This window comes from Acutalibacter muris (assembly GCF_002201475.1).
Taxonomy (GTDB): Bacteria; Bacillota; Clostridia; order Oscillospirales; family Acutalibacteraceae; genus Acutalibacter; species Acutalibacter muris.
Window position 1 is genome coordinate 3266085 of record NZ_CP021422.1, and the last position, 15444, is coordinate 3281528.

Annotated in this window: 13 protein-coding genes and 1 pseudogene; 10 read left to right on the forward strand and 4 right to left on the reverse strand. The window is 54.1% G+C overall.

Annotated elements, in window-relative coordinates:
* Positions 1-187: 187 nt before the first annotated feature.
* Positions 188-535: a hypothetical protein gene (locus tag ADH66_RS16645; protein ID WP_066538555.1), complete on the reverse strand. Its 348-nt coding sequence runs from the start codon at positions 533-535 to the stop codon at positions 188-190.
* 337 nt (positions 536-872) lie between these two features.
* Between ADH66_RS16645 and ADH66_RS16650 the strand changes: the two genes are divergently transcribed.
* The 4 genes from ADH66_RS16650 (at position 873) to ADH66_RS16665 (ending at position 5610) form a co-directional block, all read left to right on the forward strand.
* On the forward strand, positions 873-1442 hold the full coding sequence (locus ADH66_RS16650; protein WP_066538553.1) for a hypothetical protein: 570 nt from the start codon (positions 873-875) through the stop codon (positions 1440-1442).
* 22 nt (positions 1443-1464) lie between these two features.
* Positions 1465-2823, forward strand: coding sequence for an IS1182 family transposase (locus ADH66_RS16655; protein ID WP_066538551.1), 1359 nt, complete (start codon positions 1465-1467; stop codon positions 2821-2823).
* A gap of 101 nt (positions 2824-2924) precedes the next feature.
* A complete protein-coding gene (locus ADH66_RS16660) occupies positions 2925-3299 on the forward strand; it encodes a PrgI family protein (protein WP_066535556.1) in 375 nt (124 codons plus the stop codon).
* Positions 3268-5610, forward strand: a complete 2343-nt coding sequence (locus tag ADH66_RS16665) for a VirB4-like conjugal transfer ATPase, CD1110 family (RefSeq protein WP_066538549.1) — start codon at positions 3268-3270, stop codon at positions 5608-5610. The genes ADH66_RS16660 and ADH66_RS16665 overlap by 32 nt, the downstream gene beginning before the upstream one ends.
* 104 nt (positions 5611-5714) lie before the next feature.
* On the opposite strand, the gene ADH66_RS16670 is transcribed toward ADH66_RS16665, so the two are convergent.
* Positions 5715-7073, reverse strand: a complete 1359-nt coding sequence (locus ADH66_RS16670) for an IS1182 family transposase (protein ID WP_066538547.1) — start codon at positions 7071-7073, stop codon at positions 5715-5717.
* A 43-nt stretch (positions 7074-7116) separates the two neighbouring features.
* On the opposite strand from ADH66_RS16670, the pseudogene ADH66_RS16675 reads away from it, so the two are divergent.
* The 5 genes and pseudogenes from ADH66_RS16675 to ADH66_RS16695 form a co-directional block, all read left to right on the forward strand.
* Positions 7117-8328 (forward strand): annotated as a pseudogene (locus ADH66_RS16675) (CD1108 family mobile element protein); the annotation flags it as partial.
* Positions 8329-8432: 104 nt separating this feature from the next.
* Positions 8433-8975, forward strand: coding sequence for a defense against restriction DarA-related protein (locus ADH66_RS16680; RefSeq protein ID WP_066538544.1), 543 nt, complete (start codon positions 8433-8435; stop codon positions 8973-8975).
* A 2-nt stretch (positions 8976-8977) separates the two neighbouring features.
* Complete coding sequence (locus tag ADH66_RS16685; RefSeq protein ID WP_066538541.1) at positions 8978-9328, forward strand: plasmid mobilization protein; 351 nt, start codon at positions 8978-8980, stop codon at positions 9326-9328.
* A gap of 186 nt (positions 9329-9514) precedes the next feature.
* Positions 9515-10684, forward strand: a complete 1170-nt coding sequence (locus ADH66_RS16690; RefSeq protein WP_066538538.1) for a bacteriophage abortive infection AbiH family protein — start codon at positions 9515-9517, stop codon at positions 10682-10684.
* A gap of 150 nt (positions 10685-10834) precedes the next feature.
* Positions 10835-12181 (forward strand): relaxase/mobilization nuclease domain-containing protein, encoded by a 1347-nt coding sequence (locus tag ADH66_RS16695; RefSeq protein WP_066538535.1) that lies wholly within the window; start codon positions 10835-10837, stop codon positions 12179-12181.
* Positions 12182-12369: 188 nt separating this feature from the next.
* On the opposite strand, the gene ADH66_RS16700 is transcribed toward ADH66_RS16695, so the two are convergent.
* On the reverse strand, positions 12370-12729 hold the full coding sequence (locus ADH66_RS16700) for a helix-turn-helix transcriptional regulator (protein ID WP_016284406.1): 360 nt from the start codon (positions 12727-12729) through the stop codon (positions 12370-12372).
* A 169-nt stretch (positions 12730-12898) separates the two neighbouring features.
* On the opposite strand from ADH66_RS16700, the gene ADH66_RS16705 reads away from it, so the two are divergent.
* A complete protein-coding gene (locus ADH66_RS16705; protein ID WP_236757088.1) occupies positions 12899-13621 on the forward strand; it encodes a DUF2268 domain-containing protein in 723 nt (240 codons plus the stop codon).
* On the opposite strand, the gene recD2 is transcribed toward ADH66_RS16705, so the two are convergent.
* A complete protein-coding gene (recD2, locus tag ADH66_RS16710; protein WP_066538531.1) occupies positions 13611-15440 on the reverse strand; it encodes an SF1B family DNA helicase RecD2 in 1830 nt (609 codons plus the stop codon). The genes ADH66_RS16705 and recD2 overlap by 11 nt on opposite strands.
* Between the last annotated feature and the right edge of the window lie 4 nt (positions 15441-15444).

Below are 15444 nucleotides of genomic sequence, written 5' to 3' on the forward strand. Positions count from 1 at the left end.
AAAAGGCCGGGCTACATTTCTGTAGAACGGCCTTCATGCGAGCAGTCCGAAATAAAAGTATCAGCAGATATACAGAAAACCTATTTCTTACTGCACAATAATTTTACTGCTTCCATTTTCAAAAAGAAAGTGTTGTAAAGGAGCACTTATAATCTCTTTAGATTAAGCGATAAAGAAATCGTGTGTTTTACTGAAACATATCTAAATTATCCAGCATTTCTGTTATCTTGCCATTAAAATCCACATTGTTTCCAGTACCTGCTTCTGTTTTTGAGGTTGCCGCAAGCTGTTCTTCCAACAAATTACGTACCATTTCCCTTAATGATTCTGACGAAAGGCTCTGCACCGCCTTGATTTCGACCCTGCACTCCGGGCTGAGCAAGGCCGGGTGAGCAGCCAAATACTCCCCCAGCGCCGCCACCACGACGGCGCTTTTCTTATTTCCCAGCCTTTCCAGCAGTTCCCCGGCTTGTATCTGCTCCTCCGTCTCTGCCGGAAACTGTAGGGAGAACCTGTACTTCCCATTCTTCCGCATACGTTACCCCCGCAATCTTGCCAGCTGCTTCTCACCCAGCATCTCATAGCCCACAGCATTGGCGTTGGGCGAGTCGATAAACTCCGCCTTACCAGCCAGGGGGGCCTCGCTTAAATATGAATGAGTTTTAATAGGAACACTGTAATATCAAGGCTTTTCGGAGCCAGCAACCACAAAAAAATATTATTTGAGCTATCACATTACGCAGAAAGCCGTCCGGCATGAAAAAACGGGCGGCTTTTTTGCGTGGATAGCCGGGAGGGAGGCGAAAAAATAGTAACAAAGTTTTAGTGCAAGATTTGTGCAACATTCACGAAATTAAAAAAGGAGGTAACGAATGGCAGACGAAAAATTAAACGTGAGCCCGGAGGAAAATCCCCAGCCCAGCTTGTTCGATACTGGCCCGGCGGATGCTCCTGCCCCGGAAACATCCGCGCCGGAGCCCCCGGCCCCGGAGAACATTCCCGAGCAGGCCGCCGTGGATGCGCCCGCCCAGGATGCCCCGGCTGGTGCTCCCGGCGAGGTGAGTGTATCCGCTGACCAGATTGAAAAGCTCATGGCAGAACAGCGGGCGGCGGGACGTGCGGAGGTGGAAAAGAACGAGCCGCCCGAACCGGAACAGCCGCCCACCCCGGCCCCGGAAGATAAGGCCGCCGGGGAAAAGGGGCCCGCCAAAAAGGACAAGGCCGCCAAAGAAAAAAAGCCCGAGCCGGATAAACCCAAGGGCAGGCGGGGCCGCAAGCCCAAGGAAGAAAAAGCGGGGCCCGGCGAACCGGGAGGGACGGGGGCCCGCAAGAGCCGCCCACCCAAGGCTGACAAGGCGGCCCCGGACAGGCCCCCGTCCCAACCTCGAGACAAAATGGAGCTGTTGACAAAGTGCCCCCAAATCGCTCGAAATATGGTATAATTAGAGCAGGGGGGGCGAGGAAATGCAGTTAAAATATCACATGGTAACGATAGAGGATTTGGTACCGGAAAATCATTTTCTGCGGAAATTGGAAGCGGCGCTGGATTTATCGTTTGTGTATGAGGAGACGGCGCACTTGTACAGCCGGAGGTATGGCCGTGCGCCCATAGACCCGGTAGTAATGGTAAAATACCTGTTGCTGGTTTTTTTGTACGGCATCCCCTCGGAGCGGCAGATCGAGGTGCGGTGTGCGGACAGCAACGCGTTTCGTTGGTATCTTGGAATAGATTTGGATGAACGAGTGCCAGACCACAGTACGATCAGCCAGCTGCGGCGGCGGAAGCCTGCGTTTCGGAAGGTGTTCCGGCGGCTGTTTGAGGAAGTGGTGCGCCAGTGCGTGGAAAAAGGTCTGGTGAGCGGACGGCTGGCGGTGACGGATTCCACCCACGTCAAGGCCAACGCGTCCAGGGCCTCGAAGCAGGAGGTAGATGCGCTGGAAGAGGTGGGGAACTATTGGGAGCGGCTGGACGCCTATGAGGAGGAGGGACTGGAGGAGCTGAAACGGCAGACAGGGCAGCGCCGGGCGAAGCGTACAAAGCAGGTGAAAAAGGACAAGCGCCGTTCCCACAAGAAGGTGAGTAGTACCGACCCGGAGTCGGGCTACATGAAGCGGCCCGGCAAGCCCAGCGGTTTTTATTATCTGTCTCACCAGACAACCGACCCGGACCACGGTATCATCACCGCTGTAACCGTGACGCCGGGGGGTGTCCATGACTCACGGCCCTATTTGGAGCAGTTGGAGTACGTCCATAAAAGTGTTGTGCCGCTGCAAGCCGCCGCGGCGGACTCCGCCTATGACTTCCCCCTGGCACACCGAGCGCTGGAAGAACTGGGCATCGACTTCTTTGTCGTGCCACAGCCCGCCCATGACCGCACGAAAGCTGAACTGAAGCGGGATGCATTCACCTATAACGAACAGCGGGACGTATACTTGTGCCCTAACGGGAAAGAACTGCGGCGCAAGCGGCTGTATCGAAGTGGCAGCGGGCTGTTCTGGGAATACTGGGCGGAAAAGAAAGACTGCGGCAGTTGTCCTTTGCGGCAGAAATGTTTGAATGAGACGGACAAGGCCGGCGCCAGAAAGCTCCAGGACAGTTATTTCAAGACTGTTGTTCAAGAACATTTCTCCAGGCGATGGGAGCCGGATTACCGGGAGGCGCTGAAGCAGCGGCAGATCTGGTGTGAGGGTACTTTTGCCGCACAGAAATGGGGACACAACCTGACGCGTCTCCTGCGGCGAGGTTTAGAGGCAGCGGAGGACCACTGTCTCCTTTCCGCCGCGGCCTTGAACCTCAAAAGAATGATTAAACACTCAGTGTGATGCCGAAAGGCATCTTTTTTCTTGCCTGAAATCTCCCTTGTCCCTTTATTTCAGGCACTTTGTCAACAGCTCCATTTTGTCCCAAAGAAAGGAGGCTTGAAATGCCCTATGTGAATGTACCTAACGACTTATCCAAAATCAAGACGAAAATCGCTTTCAATCTGACAAAACGCCAGCTTGTGTGTTTCGGCGGCGCGGCCCTTGTGGGAGTCCCCTCCTACCTGCTGGCCCGGAGCTCGTTTGGGAACACGGCGGCGTTGTTCCTGATGCTGGGCATCATGCTCCCGGCGTTTCTTCTGGCGATGTACGAGAAAGACGGCCTGCCGCTGGAAAAGGTGGTAAAGAACATCATCCGGGCCAAGTACCTGCGGCCCGGCGTGAGGCCCTACAAGACCGGGAATATCTACGCGCCCTTTACCGGGCAGGCGGGAAAGGAGGCAGTGAATGGAAAACCGAAAAAGCAAAAGAAAGAATAAGGCGGCCTTATCTTCCCAGCAGTCCATCCCCTATGTGGCGATGCACCCGGACGGCGTGTGCCAGCTCCCCGGCGGGCTCTACACAAAGACCGTGGAATATGAGGACATCAATTATTCCGTGGCATCCACCGAGGATCAGTCCGCGATATTCAGCGGGTGGAGCTCGTTCCTCAACTACTTCGACAGCGCGCTCCCCGTCCAGCTCTCCTTTATCAACCGCCGCTCCCACTCCACCAGCCGCTACCATGTGAACATCCCCGCCCAGGCGGACGATTTTGACAGCATCCGGGGCGAGTTCGTGGGGATGCTCAAACGGCAGATTGCCCGGAGCAACAACGGGATTGAACGCTCCAAATATATCACCTTTGGCGTGCCCGCCGAGGGGATTGCCGCCGCCCGGCCCCGGCTTGACCGGGTGGAGGCGGACGTGATGGGGAACCTCCACCGGCTGGGCGTTCCCTCGTCCCCGCTGGACGGGCGGGAGCGGCTGGCCCTCCTGCATGGGCAGATGCACCCCGGACGGCGGGAGCCGTTCCGCTTTTCATGGGGCGATATTTCCAAAACGGGCATGGGGACAAAGGACTTCATCACCCCCAGCGGCGGCTTTGACTTTAGGGGCTCCCGGTTCTTCCGTGTGGGCGGCTTTTGGGGCGCGGCGTCCTATCTTCAGATTTTGGCGTCCGAGCTCTCTGACCGCCTTTTGCGGGAAATTCTGGAGCTGGACGCGGAGCTCACCGTCACCATGCACATCCAGACCGTTGACCAGTTAAAGGCGATAAAGACCATCAAGGGGAAAATCTCGGACATCGACAAGATGAAAGTGGAGGAGCAGAAAAAGGCCGTCCGCGCCGGGTACGACATGGATATACTTCCCCCCGACCTTATCACGTTCAGCAAGGACGCGGCGGAGCTGCTGGGGGATTTGCAGTCCCGGAATGAGCGGATGTTCCTTTTGACGTTCACCGTCATCAACCTCGCCCCCACCCGCCAGCGGCTGGAAAATGACGTGTTCACCGTCTCCGGCATCGCGCAGAAATACAACTGCGCCTTAAAGCGGCTGGACTGGCAGCAGGAGCAGGGCTTTATGTCCTCGCTGGCCCTCGGCTATAACGAGGTGCAGATACAGCGGGGCATGACCACCAGCTCCACCGCGATTTTCATTCCCTTTATGACGCGGGAGCTCCGCATGGGCGGGCAGGCCCTCTACTACGGCATGAACGCGCTTTCCCACAATGTCATCATGGCTGACCGGAAAAAGCTGAAATCCGCCAATGGGATGTATCTTGGCTCCACGGGCTCCGGCAAGAGCTTTGCCGCCAAACGGGAATTGATAAACGTCTTTCTTGCCACAAGTGACCGCATCGTTATCGTTGACCCGATGGGGGAATATTCCCCGCTGGTACGGCGGCTGGGCGGGCAGGTCATTGAGATTGCCCCGGACAGCCCCCACCACATCAACCCGATGGATATTGAAATCGGTTTGAATGACGAGGACAGCCCCCTTTCCATGAAAGCGGATTTTCTGCTTTCCCTCTGTGAGCTGGTGGTAGGCGGCAAGGACGGCCTGCAACCTATTGAAAAGACCGTGATTGACCGCTGTGTGCGGCTGGTGTACCGGGAGCTTGCGCTGGGGCTGGAGGGCGCAAAGATGCCTTTGCTCCAGAGCTTGTACGAGGAATTACTCAAACAGCCGGAGCCGGAGGCGAAACGTGTGGCGACTGCGCTGGAGCTCTACTGTACGGGCTCCCTCAATCTGTTCAACCACCCGACCAATGTGGACTTGAGCTCCCGGGTGGTGTGCATCGTGCTGAAAGGGCTGGGGGAGAACCTCCGCAAGATTGCGATGCACGTCACCAACGAGTTTGTCACCTCGGCGGTGAATACCAACTATAAAAGCGGCGCGGCGACGTGGTGCTACTTTGACGAGTTCCACATCCTGCTCCGCGACCCGCTGACCGCCAGCTACTTTGTGGCGGTGTGGAAGATGCTCCGCAAAAAGGGCTGTGTGCCCTCGGCCCTCACGCAGAACGTGAAAGACCTTTTGGCCAGCCGGGAAATCGAGAACATACTGGATAACACCGATTTTCTTGTTCTGCTCTCCCAGGCCCAGAGCGACCGGGCCATCATCGCAAAACAGCTCGGCATTTCCGAGCACCAGCTTTCCTATATCACCCACAGCAATTCCGGCGAGGGCCTGCTGTTCTATGGGAATGTGACCATCCCCTTTGTTGACCGTTTCCCCAAGGGTGAGATTTACAACCTGCTCACCACCCGCCCGGAGGACATAGCCAATGACCAGAGGAACGAATAACGCCGGGGACAAAGGCACTTCGGGACAAAATGGAGCTGTTGACAAAGTGCCTGAAATAAAGGGACAAGGGAGATTTCAGGCAAGAAAAAAGATGCCTTTCGGCATCACACTGAGTGTTTAATCATTCTTTTGAGGTTCAAGGCCGCGGCGGAAAGGAGACAGTGGTCCTCCGCTGCCTCTAAACCTCGCCGCAGGAGACGCGTCAGGTTGTGTCCCCATTTCTGTGCGGCAAAAGTACCCTCACACCAGATCTGCCGCTGCTTCAGCGCCTCCCGGTAATCCGGCTCCCATCGCCTGGAGAAATGTTCTTGAACAACAGTCTTGAAATAACTGTCCTGGAGCTTTCTGGTGCCGGCCTTGTCCGTCTCATTCAAACATTTCTGCCGCAAAGGACAACTGCCGCAGTCTTTCTTTTCCGCCCAGTATTCCCAGAACAGCCCGCTGCCACTTCGATACAGCCGCTTGCGCCGCAGTTCTTTCCCGTTAGGGCACAAGTATACGTCCCGCTGTTCGTTATAGGTGAATGCATCCCGCTTCAGTTCAGCTTTCGTGCGGTCATGGGCGGGCTGTGGCACGACAAAGAAGTCGATGCCCAGTTCTTCCAGCGCTCGGTGTGCCAGGGGGAAGTCATAGGCGGAGTCCGCCGCGGCGGCTTGCAGCGGCACAACACTTTTATGGACGTACTCCAACTGCTCCAAATAGGGCCGTGAGTCATGGACATCCCCCGGCGTCACGGTTACAGCGGTGATGATACCGTGGTCCGGGTCGGTTGTCTGGTGAGACAGATAATAAAAACCGCTGGGCTTGCCGGGCCGCTTCATGTAGCCCGACTCCGGGTCGGTACTACTCACCTTCTTGTGGGAACGGCGCTTGTCCTTTTTCACCTGCTTTGTACGCTTCGCCCGGCGCTGCCCTGTCTGCCGTTTCAGCTCCTCCAGTCCCTCCTCCTCATAGGCGTCCAGCCGCTCCCAATAGTTCCCCACCTCTTCCAGCGCATCTACCTCCTGCTTCGAGGCCCTGGACGCGTTGGCCTTGACGTGGGTGGAATCCGTCACCGCCAGCCGTCCGCTCACCAGACCTTTTTCCACGCACTGGCGCACCACTTCCTCAAACAGCCGCCGGAACACCTTCCGAAACGCAGGCTTCCGCCGCCGCAGCTGGCTGATCGTACTGTGGTCTGGCACTCGTTCATCCAAATCTATTCCAAGATACCAACGAAACGCGTTGCTGTCCGCACACCGCACCTCGATCTGCCGCTCCGAGGGGATGCCGTACAAAAAAACCAGCAACAGGTATTTTACCATTACTACCGGGTCTATGGGCGCACGGCCATACCTCCGGCTGTACAAGTGCGCCGTCTCCTCATACACAAACGATAAATCCAGCGCCGCTTCCAATTTCCGCAGAAAATGATTTTCCGGTACCAAATCCTCTATCGTTACCATGTGATATTTTAACTGCATTTCCTCGCCCCCCCTGCTCTAATTATACCATATTTCGAGCGATTTGGGGGCACTTTGTCAACAGCTCCAAAATGTCCCAAAGTCCCCGAAAGGGCCCAAAACCAAAAAATCGAAATTCCGCATGGAAAGCGAACAGGAAAAAATCAGCAAGTCCAAGCTCCGCATGGAGACGCGGGAGGACAAGTTGAACCGGGCCCGGAAAAAGCTGGAGGGCAAAAAGCCGCCGAAGCCCAGGGGCCCGGTGCGCCGGGCTTTTGGGGCCGCCGGGTGGAGCGCCCACGGCTTTGTGCATGGCAAAATCTACGAGGTGGAGCATGAAAACGTGGGAACCGAGGGGACCCACCGCTCCGAGCTTTTGGGCGAGGCCGCTCTCCGGCAGGGGACGCGGTACGCAAAAAAGCGCATCCGGGAGCACCCGGCCCGGGCCGTCCATAAGGCCGAGACGCAGTACATCAAGGCCCGGGCGGACTACCAGTTCCGCATGGCCGCCCAGGAGAACCCGGAGCTTGCAAAGAACGCCGTCACCCGCTACTGGCACAAGCAAAAGCTGAAAAAGCAGTACGCCAAACAAGCGCGGCAGGCGGCGAAACAGACCGCGAAACAGACCGCGAAACAAGGGGCCAAGGCCGCCGGGAAAACCGCCGCCGCCACGGAAAAGCTGGCGGAGCGGGCCGTGGCTTTCGTGAAACGGCATCCCGTGGGGGCGCTTATCGCGCTGGCCTGCGTGGTGCTCGTTTTATCCCTCCAGTCCTGCGCGTCCTCCCTTATCACTTTGGGGAACGCCGCCGCAGGCGCGGTTGGGGCCACCACCTACCCCGCCCAGGACGGGGATATGCTGGGGGCCGAGGCCGCTTATTGTTCGCTGGAGGCGGAGCTCCAGCATTATCTGGATACCTACGAAAGCACACACGACTATGACGAGTACCATTTTGATTTGGACGCTATTGAGCACGACCCCTATGTGCTGATTTCCTTATTGAGCGCATGGCATGAGGGCGAGTGGACGCTGGCGGATGTCCGGCCTACGCTGCAGATGCTCTTTGACCGCCAGTACACGCTGACAGAGAACGTGGTAAAGGAGCGGCGGTACTACATCGAAACGGATACATGGACGGACGAGGACGGCAATACCCACACCGACAGCTACCGGGTGTATTACGATTATTACATCTGCTATGTGACGCTGGATAACTTCAACCTTTCCCATCTCCCTATCTACATCATGGGGGAGGACAAGGTTTGCCGCTTGAAAACCCGCTTGTATCAAGGCTTTCCGGGCGCGGTTCATGGGGCCCGGTATGTTTCTATGTCCGGCCCCCGTTTCCCCGCCCAAAAGCTAACATCTGAGAGGAGGTAACTTTGGAAAAAGCGCAGGAATACAAGTATTATTCTACCCAGCGGCCCGTTGACATCGGCACGTTCCCCAATGGCAAGGAAAACCCGCCCATCCGGATCGAAAACTACGAGGGCCGGATTTGGGTGGAGCATGATACCCGGCTTGCATGGGGCGAGCTGGCCTATGCCCAGCCGCTCACGGAAAAGGAGCTCTATAATTACGAACTCAAGCCATCCCGTGATAACCCGGATATGCGGCGGCTGATGGATACCCAGGCCCAGGTGGTGGGGAAATGGGAGGACGAGGGCCGCGTCCCTGATGGAAAGCGGCTGACATGGTTTTACCCGGATTTTGGGTGCTATGTAGTGAAAGAATTTGTTTCCCCGGAGCGGCTGGCCGAGTGTGCCCGTGGGGTGGAGCTCCAGCAGGAGGCCGCTGGCCGTAAACGGGCCCGGCAGGAAAAACCCCCGATTGCCGCACAACTGCGGGAGGCTGGGAAACTGGCCGGGGAACGGCAGGCCCCCGCCGCGCCCAAACGGAACGCGCCCGACCGGGGCGACAGGTAGGCATGGCCGGAAAAAAGCGCCGCCGCCCCATCCATCTCCATGTGATGGTGTCCGAGGATGAGCAGGCGCTTATCCGGGAACGCATGGCCCAGGCGGGCATCCGCAACATGGGGGCCTATATGCGCCGGATGGCCCTCTGCGGCTATGTGCTCCAGATTGACCTTGCCCCCGTCCGAGAGCTGGTGTCCCTCCAGCGGCGATGCTCAAACAATCTCAATCAAGTGGCCATCCATGCCAACACCTACGGGGGCATCTACCCCGAGGAAATATCGGCCCTCCAGCGGGACTACTCCGCTTTGTGGGGCCCTCTGTCTGATTTGCTGAAACAGCTTTCCGCGCTGGTGGAGCTGTGACCTGCTGGGGAGCGGTGCTGTGCCGCTCCCCGGCTTTTTTCGTACTTCGGGACATTTTGTCCCAAAGATGGGTAGATTGTCGAAATGAGATGTGATATAATTATGTTTAAGCAAGCGAAAAAATATGTTTAAGTGAAAATGCTTTGCTTTATATGAGTTAGTATGCGTTCAAAGGAGGCACTGGCTTTGAATATTCTTATCATTGGAAATGGGTTTGATTTAGCTCATGGCCTACCCACAAAATATGAGCATTTTTTGAAATATGTTGACGCCTTTAAGCGATTTAAGGATATCTGTAAACAAGAAAGCGTTAAGGCTGACTGGGAAACTGCGAACGAAGAAGATAAAGATTTTATACTACACTTTGCTAATCTTTATGATAAAAAACCACAAATTTATAAAGAAATAGAAAACCTAATTTCAAATAATGTTTGGATTGATTATTTTTGGAAGATTTATAAAAGCCGAGGAATAGCTGGGAAAGATGGGTGGATCGATTTTGAGAGTGAAATATCAAGGATAATACAAACACTTGATAAAGCAAGGCTTACTATTTTAGAAGAGATAAACCGAGGTCAAAAGCTGGGAAAAATGACGTATCAACAATCAAATATTCTCTCTCCGCTTTGGGGTAAACCGGGAACAAGCTGTGATAGCATGAAATTTGATGAAAACGCAGTCGGATATAAAAAAACACGATTTTTAACAGATTTAAATAGGCTTACACGGTGCTTGGAAATCTATCTGAGTAATTATGTTGAAGAAATTACTCCTAAAGTTAAACTACCGGACATTGATGGGCTGACTATTCATTGTGTTCTTAGTTTTAATTACACTCATACATATCAAAGATTTTATGACGCAAACAAAAATCCAAAAATAAGATACGACTATATTCACGGGGAAACAAAAGCTGGAAGTGACGTCGATAATTGCAATCTTATTCTTGGAATTGATGAATATTTAGAAGGATATGCCAAAGATAGAGACAATGAGTTCATTCAGTTCAAGAAATTTTATCAGAGAATTTATAAAAAGACTGGCTGCAAATATATTGACTGGATGAATAGTATGGCACAGATGCCATCGGGTTATGGGAGAAACGGAGATGCCATACATAATGTCTATATTATAGGACATTCCTTGGACATTACCGACAAAGATATTCTTTCAAGCCTAATTAACATGGAAAGCACCAAAACAACAATTTTCTATCATAGTCAGACAACTCTGGGAAACCAAATAAGTAATCTTGTCAAAGTCCTCGGCGAGGATAGGCTTATTGCTAAAGTACATGGGGCAAATGCAAGCATTGTTCTACAAAAACAGCAGGAGGCAATCCCGATAGAGCATTAATTATAGAAATTAAGTTAATAAATTATTTGAAAGAATGACAGAAGGTGAGTTGCCTTACTGTCATTTTTTCTGTTAAAAGGAGGTGCTACCACGGCCACGACCTACATCCGGCCCTACAAGCAGGCGGCGGGACTGAGCGCCGTCCAGACGATGGAGGAGCGGTTTGCCTACGGGCTCAACCCCCAAAAGCTGGGGGCCGTGTCCTCCCACCTTTGCGACCCGGCCACAGCCGCCGCCGAGTTTCTGCTGGTGAAAAGCGAATACCAGGCGGCCACCGCCCGGCCCGTGGAGCGCGGGGCTCTGTTTTTCCAGATACGGCAGGCGTTCCCGCCCGGCGAGGTGACGGCGGAGGAGGCAAACAAGCTGGGCTTTGAAACGGCGATGCGCTGGACGAAAGGCAAGTACCAGTTTTTCGTCTGCACCCATACCGACAAGGGCCACATTCACAATCATATCTATTTCAATTCCACGGCCTTTGACTGCTCCCGGAAATTTCATAATTTCCTCGGCTCCAGCTTTGCCCTCCGGCGGCTGTCTGACCGGGTATGTCTGGAGCATGATTTGTCCGTGATACAAAACCCCAAACAGCACAGCAAGGGCCGTTTCCTCCACTATGGCCAGTGGATAGGCGACAAGCCGCCCTCCGCTCAACAGCGGGGGCGGCTGGCAATCATCGCGGCCCTTGAAAAAAAGCCCGCCGACTTTGCCGCGTTCCTCCGGCTGATGGAAGAGTCCGGCTTTGCCGTCAAGTGCGGGCGGGGCGGCGTGGTTTCGTTCCTCGCGCCGGGGCAGGACAAGTACACCCGGCTCCGGGCATCCACCCTCGGCGCGGGCTTTGACCCCGAGGACATCCGGGCAGTGATCGCCGGGGAGCGGCCCCTCCCGGAGCTCCCCAAGAACGCGCCGCCCCCGGCCCGGCAGGTGGGGCTTATCATTGACATTCAAAAGCGCATGGCCGAGGGCAAGGGCCCGGCTTATGAACGGTGGGCGAAAGTCTACAACCTAAAGCAGATGGCCGCCGCCCTCCAGTTTTTGCAGGAAAACAATCTCACCGACTATGACGCGCTGGCGGCAAAGACCACGGCGGCGGTTGACCGGGCCTACGCGCTGGCCGGGGAGCTCCAGACCACCGAGGCCGCCCTCTCGAAAGTCTCCAAGCTGATGGGGGCCGTGGTGGACTATGCCAAGGCCCGGCCCGTGTTCGATGGCTACAAGGCGGCCCGGTACTCGAAAAAATACCTTGCCGAGCACGAGGCGGAGCTTGCCACCTACCGGGCGGCCCGGGCCGCTATGAATGAATTGTTGGGCGGTGCAAAGCTCCCCAAAATGGACGCGCTGAAAAAACAGCGGCGGGAGCTGGCGGATAAGAAAAAGGCCCTCTATGCCGAGTATAGGCAGGCCCAGCGGGATATGCGGGAGGCCGTGGCGGTCAAGGCCAACATCGACCATCTGCTCGGCCTTACGGACGGGCGCACAGATAAGGAACAGACGCGATAGCGGCGGTGACGCAGCCAACCTCTTTGGGACATTTTGTCCCAAAGAGTCGGGTTTGGGGAGGCTCCCCAACAAGCATTTTTGCGGGCCCATGGCCCAGCAAAAATTTCGGAGTGTGGCCACACCCGAATTGCTTGCCGAAACGCGCAACCCCGGAAGTGGCGCGAAAAAACGGAGGCGCGTGCTTCTCTTTACGCATCCTCCGTTTCTTTAGCCGCTTTCATCGCTTGGATCATGGCTTCTACAATTTTTAGTTCTTTTTCGTCCAGGGCGTTAAGAATGGCGTCGATCCGCTTTCTGCACTCACTCCCTTTATTCTTGGACGGATAGAAATATTGATCTACCGATATATCGAACATTGTCACCATCTGATAAAAGGTGTTGAGGCTGGGGTGCTGGCCGTCATTCTCGTTATACATGATGGTACGCGGAGCCCGGTCAACAATATAGGCCAGTTGCTCCTGCGTCATTCCGCTGGCTTCCCTTGCCCGCTTGATGGCGAGCCCTATATCGTGAAAATCAAATCGTCGATTATCTCTCTCAATCTTCATAACATCACCTAATGTAATTTTACATTTCATATGATATTATTTGAACGATTGTGTATTTCATACTACTGACTGTTTAATTTCATATTGAACAACAAAAACAACTTCTACACGCTTGACTTTCACGTAACGTCATAGTGTATTATAGAGAAAACAGGAAAGGATGATTAAAATGAAAGTAAAGTATATTCGTTCTGACGGCGTTTATCAAAAAATCGCAAATGCGTCCATTGAAAAGAAAAATGACATCTATCGTTATGAGTTAATGATGCCTTTCAAGAAAAAATGGGACTGTTATAGTGTCCCAATGAAAGCATCAACGCCTAATGGATATGATGTAATAATGGCAAGCAGTATGCTTGGTCTTATTGCTCCAAGTAAAGTAGACAAATCCCAGCAGAAAAATATCGAGCAAATTTCTTCTGATTTACTGTGGACTGCTTGTCAACAATCTATTCAGAAATCTTTGGATTGCTTTGCAAACAGTGGTATTGAAGTACCAGTACAGGAATATCTTTTTACAATTTTGTTAGCAGATCCCGAAAGTCCCTATATTTCACTTAATGAAGGGTATTGTGGCGATGGAGGTATTCCCGGCTATATTTTTGCATGGCTTGTTCCCAATCAATATACTTTGGAGCGGTTGCCAGTTGCTCTTGCACATGAAGTCAATCATAATATTCGATTTCAATTTATTCGATGGAGAAATGATATTACACTGGCCGAAATGATGGTTAGCGAAGGACTTGCTGAAAATTTTGCAACTTATTTATATGGCGAAGATAAAGCGGGGCCGTGGGTAACTAAAACTGATATAAAAACCTTAAACGAATATATTAAACCGATTATTTATGATGGGTTAAATGTACAGGGCCTTGAAAATCTTAATCCTTGATATAACCCACATCGCCATTGTTCACTTCGCCCAGATTTTTGGTTTGCATCACTCTGTTGCCAACCCGGAATACCCGCTTGCCATGTGCAGCCTCAGGCTTGCCGGGCGCGGGCGGGTTCACCAAGTCGCGCAGACGGAGGTTGAGTGCGTTGGCCCCGGTCTCCGTCTTTTTGCGGTAGGGGGTAAGCAGGGCAACATTGTCCAGGCCATATTTCTTGACCTCCTGCATATATAGCGTTACCACCTTGTCTGCGGACGCTGCTATGTCAGGCGAGTCCACAAACTGGAAATCGTCACCGAACTCCAGATTACGAACGCCCTTACGGATAGCTTTCGCGTTGACCGCAATCCGGCTCCCCGCCTGCTGGCGGAATACCTTATCAAGCCGGGCAACAGGCACCTTGCCGCTGGCGATGATCTCGCTGAGAACCGCTCCAGGACCCACAGAGGGCAGCTGGTCGCTGTCGCCAATCAGCACTACCTGTGCGCCCAGACGGATAGCTCCCAATAAGTAATTAGCCAGGTACAGGTCCAACATGGAAACCTCGTCCACCAGAATCAAATCGGCGTCCACCAACTCAGGCTCGTTGAAATTGCCGTCCTCGTCAGCCATAAGATTCAGGGCCTTGTGGATGGTGGAGGCCGGGTGATTGGTGGCCTGCTCCATGCGGCGTGCCGCTCGCCCGGTGGGGGCACAGCAGCAGATCATGCCGTCCGGGTTCTGCCGGTGGTAGATGTCAAGAATTGCTTTTTGAATCATGGTCTTACCCGTACCAGGACCGCCGGTTATAACAGACAGCCCTTGGGTCAGGGCCATTTTAACGGCCTGCCGCTGCTCTGGAGCAAAGCTGAGATTCAGACGCTTTTCCGCGCCGTCCAGCTCGGTTTCCAGATTGATGCAGCCCTTTGTCTTGGCCCGCAAAAACTGCTGAATCCTCTGGGCTAGACATCTCTCGGTATGAGCGCTTTTCGCGCGGTACACATACTGGTCGTAGGTGGTGAGCTGCCCGCTCTCCACCAAACAGGCGGCACGGTTCGCCGCCATCCGGGTTGTAAGCTCCGGGGTGTCCAGCAGCTTGAGCGCCGCCTTGAGGAAAGCGTGTTTCTCAAGGCATAAGTGCCCATAGCTCTCTGCTTCGGTCAGCGTGTAGAGTAAGCCTTCGTCCACCCGTTCAGTGGACAGCTTGTCAAAACCCATACTGGCGGCAATTTTGTCGGCCGTCAGAAATCCCACGCCCGACAGCTCGCAAAGCCGGTAAGGGTGATTCTTAACGGTGTCCATGGTGTGCTCGGCGTACTCCTCATAGAACTTCAGCGCCTGCCTGGGCGTGATGCCGTGGGGCGCAAGGAACGCGATGATGTCCCTAGCTCCACGGTTCATCAGGTAGGACTCCCGGATTTTTTGCAGCTTTTTCGGGGTGATGCCCTTGATTTGCAGCAGCTTTTCCGGCTCAGAATCAAGCACATCCAGAGCCTTTATTCCGAACAAATCATAGATTTTTTCAGCCGTTTTCTGGCCAATGCCCTTAATCTGCCCGGAGGCAAGGTAGCCGATGACGCCCTCCTTTGTGGGCACCAGCACCTCATCATAGCTCTCCACCTCGAACTGGACGCCGTGCTTGGTGTTGGTATTCCACCGCCCCTGCATGTTGTACCGCAGGTTTTCAGCGGTGGGCAGACAGTAGCCAACGGCTTTTATCTGGGTCAGGATGTTCCCGGCAAGGTCCTTGACCTGCTCGCAGGGGTGGTAGAGTGCTACCATGTAGCTGCCGGGGCTGGGGATGGGCGGGTAGATCACCCGCTGGAATTCACAAAGCATTTTG

Bases quoted from the DNA above. Each gene is read 5' to 3' on its own strand.
- ADH66_RS16665 (WP_066538549.1), top strand. From the start codon at position 3,268: ATGGAAAACCGAAAAAGCAAAAGAAAGAATAAGGCGGCCTTATCTTCC.
- recD2 (WP_066538531.1), bottom strand. From the start codon at position 15,440: ATGCTTTGTGAATTCCAGCGGGTGATCTACCCGCCCATCCCCAGCCCC.
- ADH66_RS16670 (WP_066538547.1), bottom strand. From the start codon at position 7,073: ATGCAGTTAAAATATCACATGGTAACGATAGAGGATTTGGTACCGGAA.
- ADH66_RS16700 (WP_016284406.1), bottom strand. From the start codon at position 12,729: ATGAAGATTGAGAGAGATAATCGACGATTTGATTTTCACGATATAGGG.
- ADH66_RS16650 (WP_066538553.1), top strand. From the start codon at position 873: ATGGCAGACGAAAAATTAAACGTGAGCCCGGAGGAAAATCCCCAGCCC.
- ADH66_RS16695 (WP_066538535.1), top strand. From the start codon at position 10,835: ATGGAGGAGCGGTTTGCCTACGGGCTCAACCCCCAAAAGCTGGGGGCC.
- ADH66_RS16660 (WP_066535556.1), top strand. From the start codon at position 2,925: ATGCCCTATGTGAATGTACCTAACGACTTATCCAAAATCAAGACGAAA.
- ADH66_RS16685 (WP_066538541.1), top strand. From the start codon at position 8,978: ATGGCCGGAAAAAAGCGCCGCCGCCCCATCCATCTCCATGTGATGGTG.
- ADH66_RS16645 (WP_066538555.1), bottom strand. From the start codon at position 535: ATGCGGAAGAATGGGAAGTACAGGTTCTCCCTACAGTTTCCGGCAGAG.
- ADH66_RS16655 (WP_066538551.1), top strand. From the start codon at position 1,465: ATGCAGTTAAAATATCACATGGTAACGATAGAGGATTTGGTACCGGAA.
- ADH66_RS16705 (WP_236757088.1), top strand. From the start codon at position 12,899: ATGAAAGTAAAGTATATTCGTTCTGACGGCGTTTATCAAAAAATCGCA.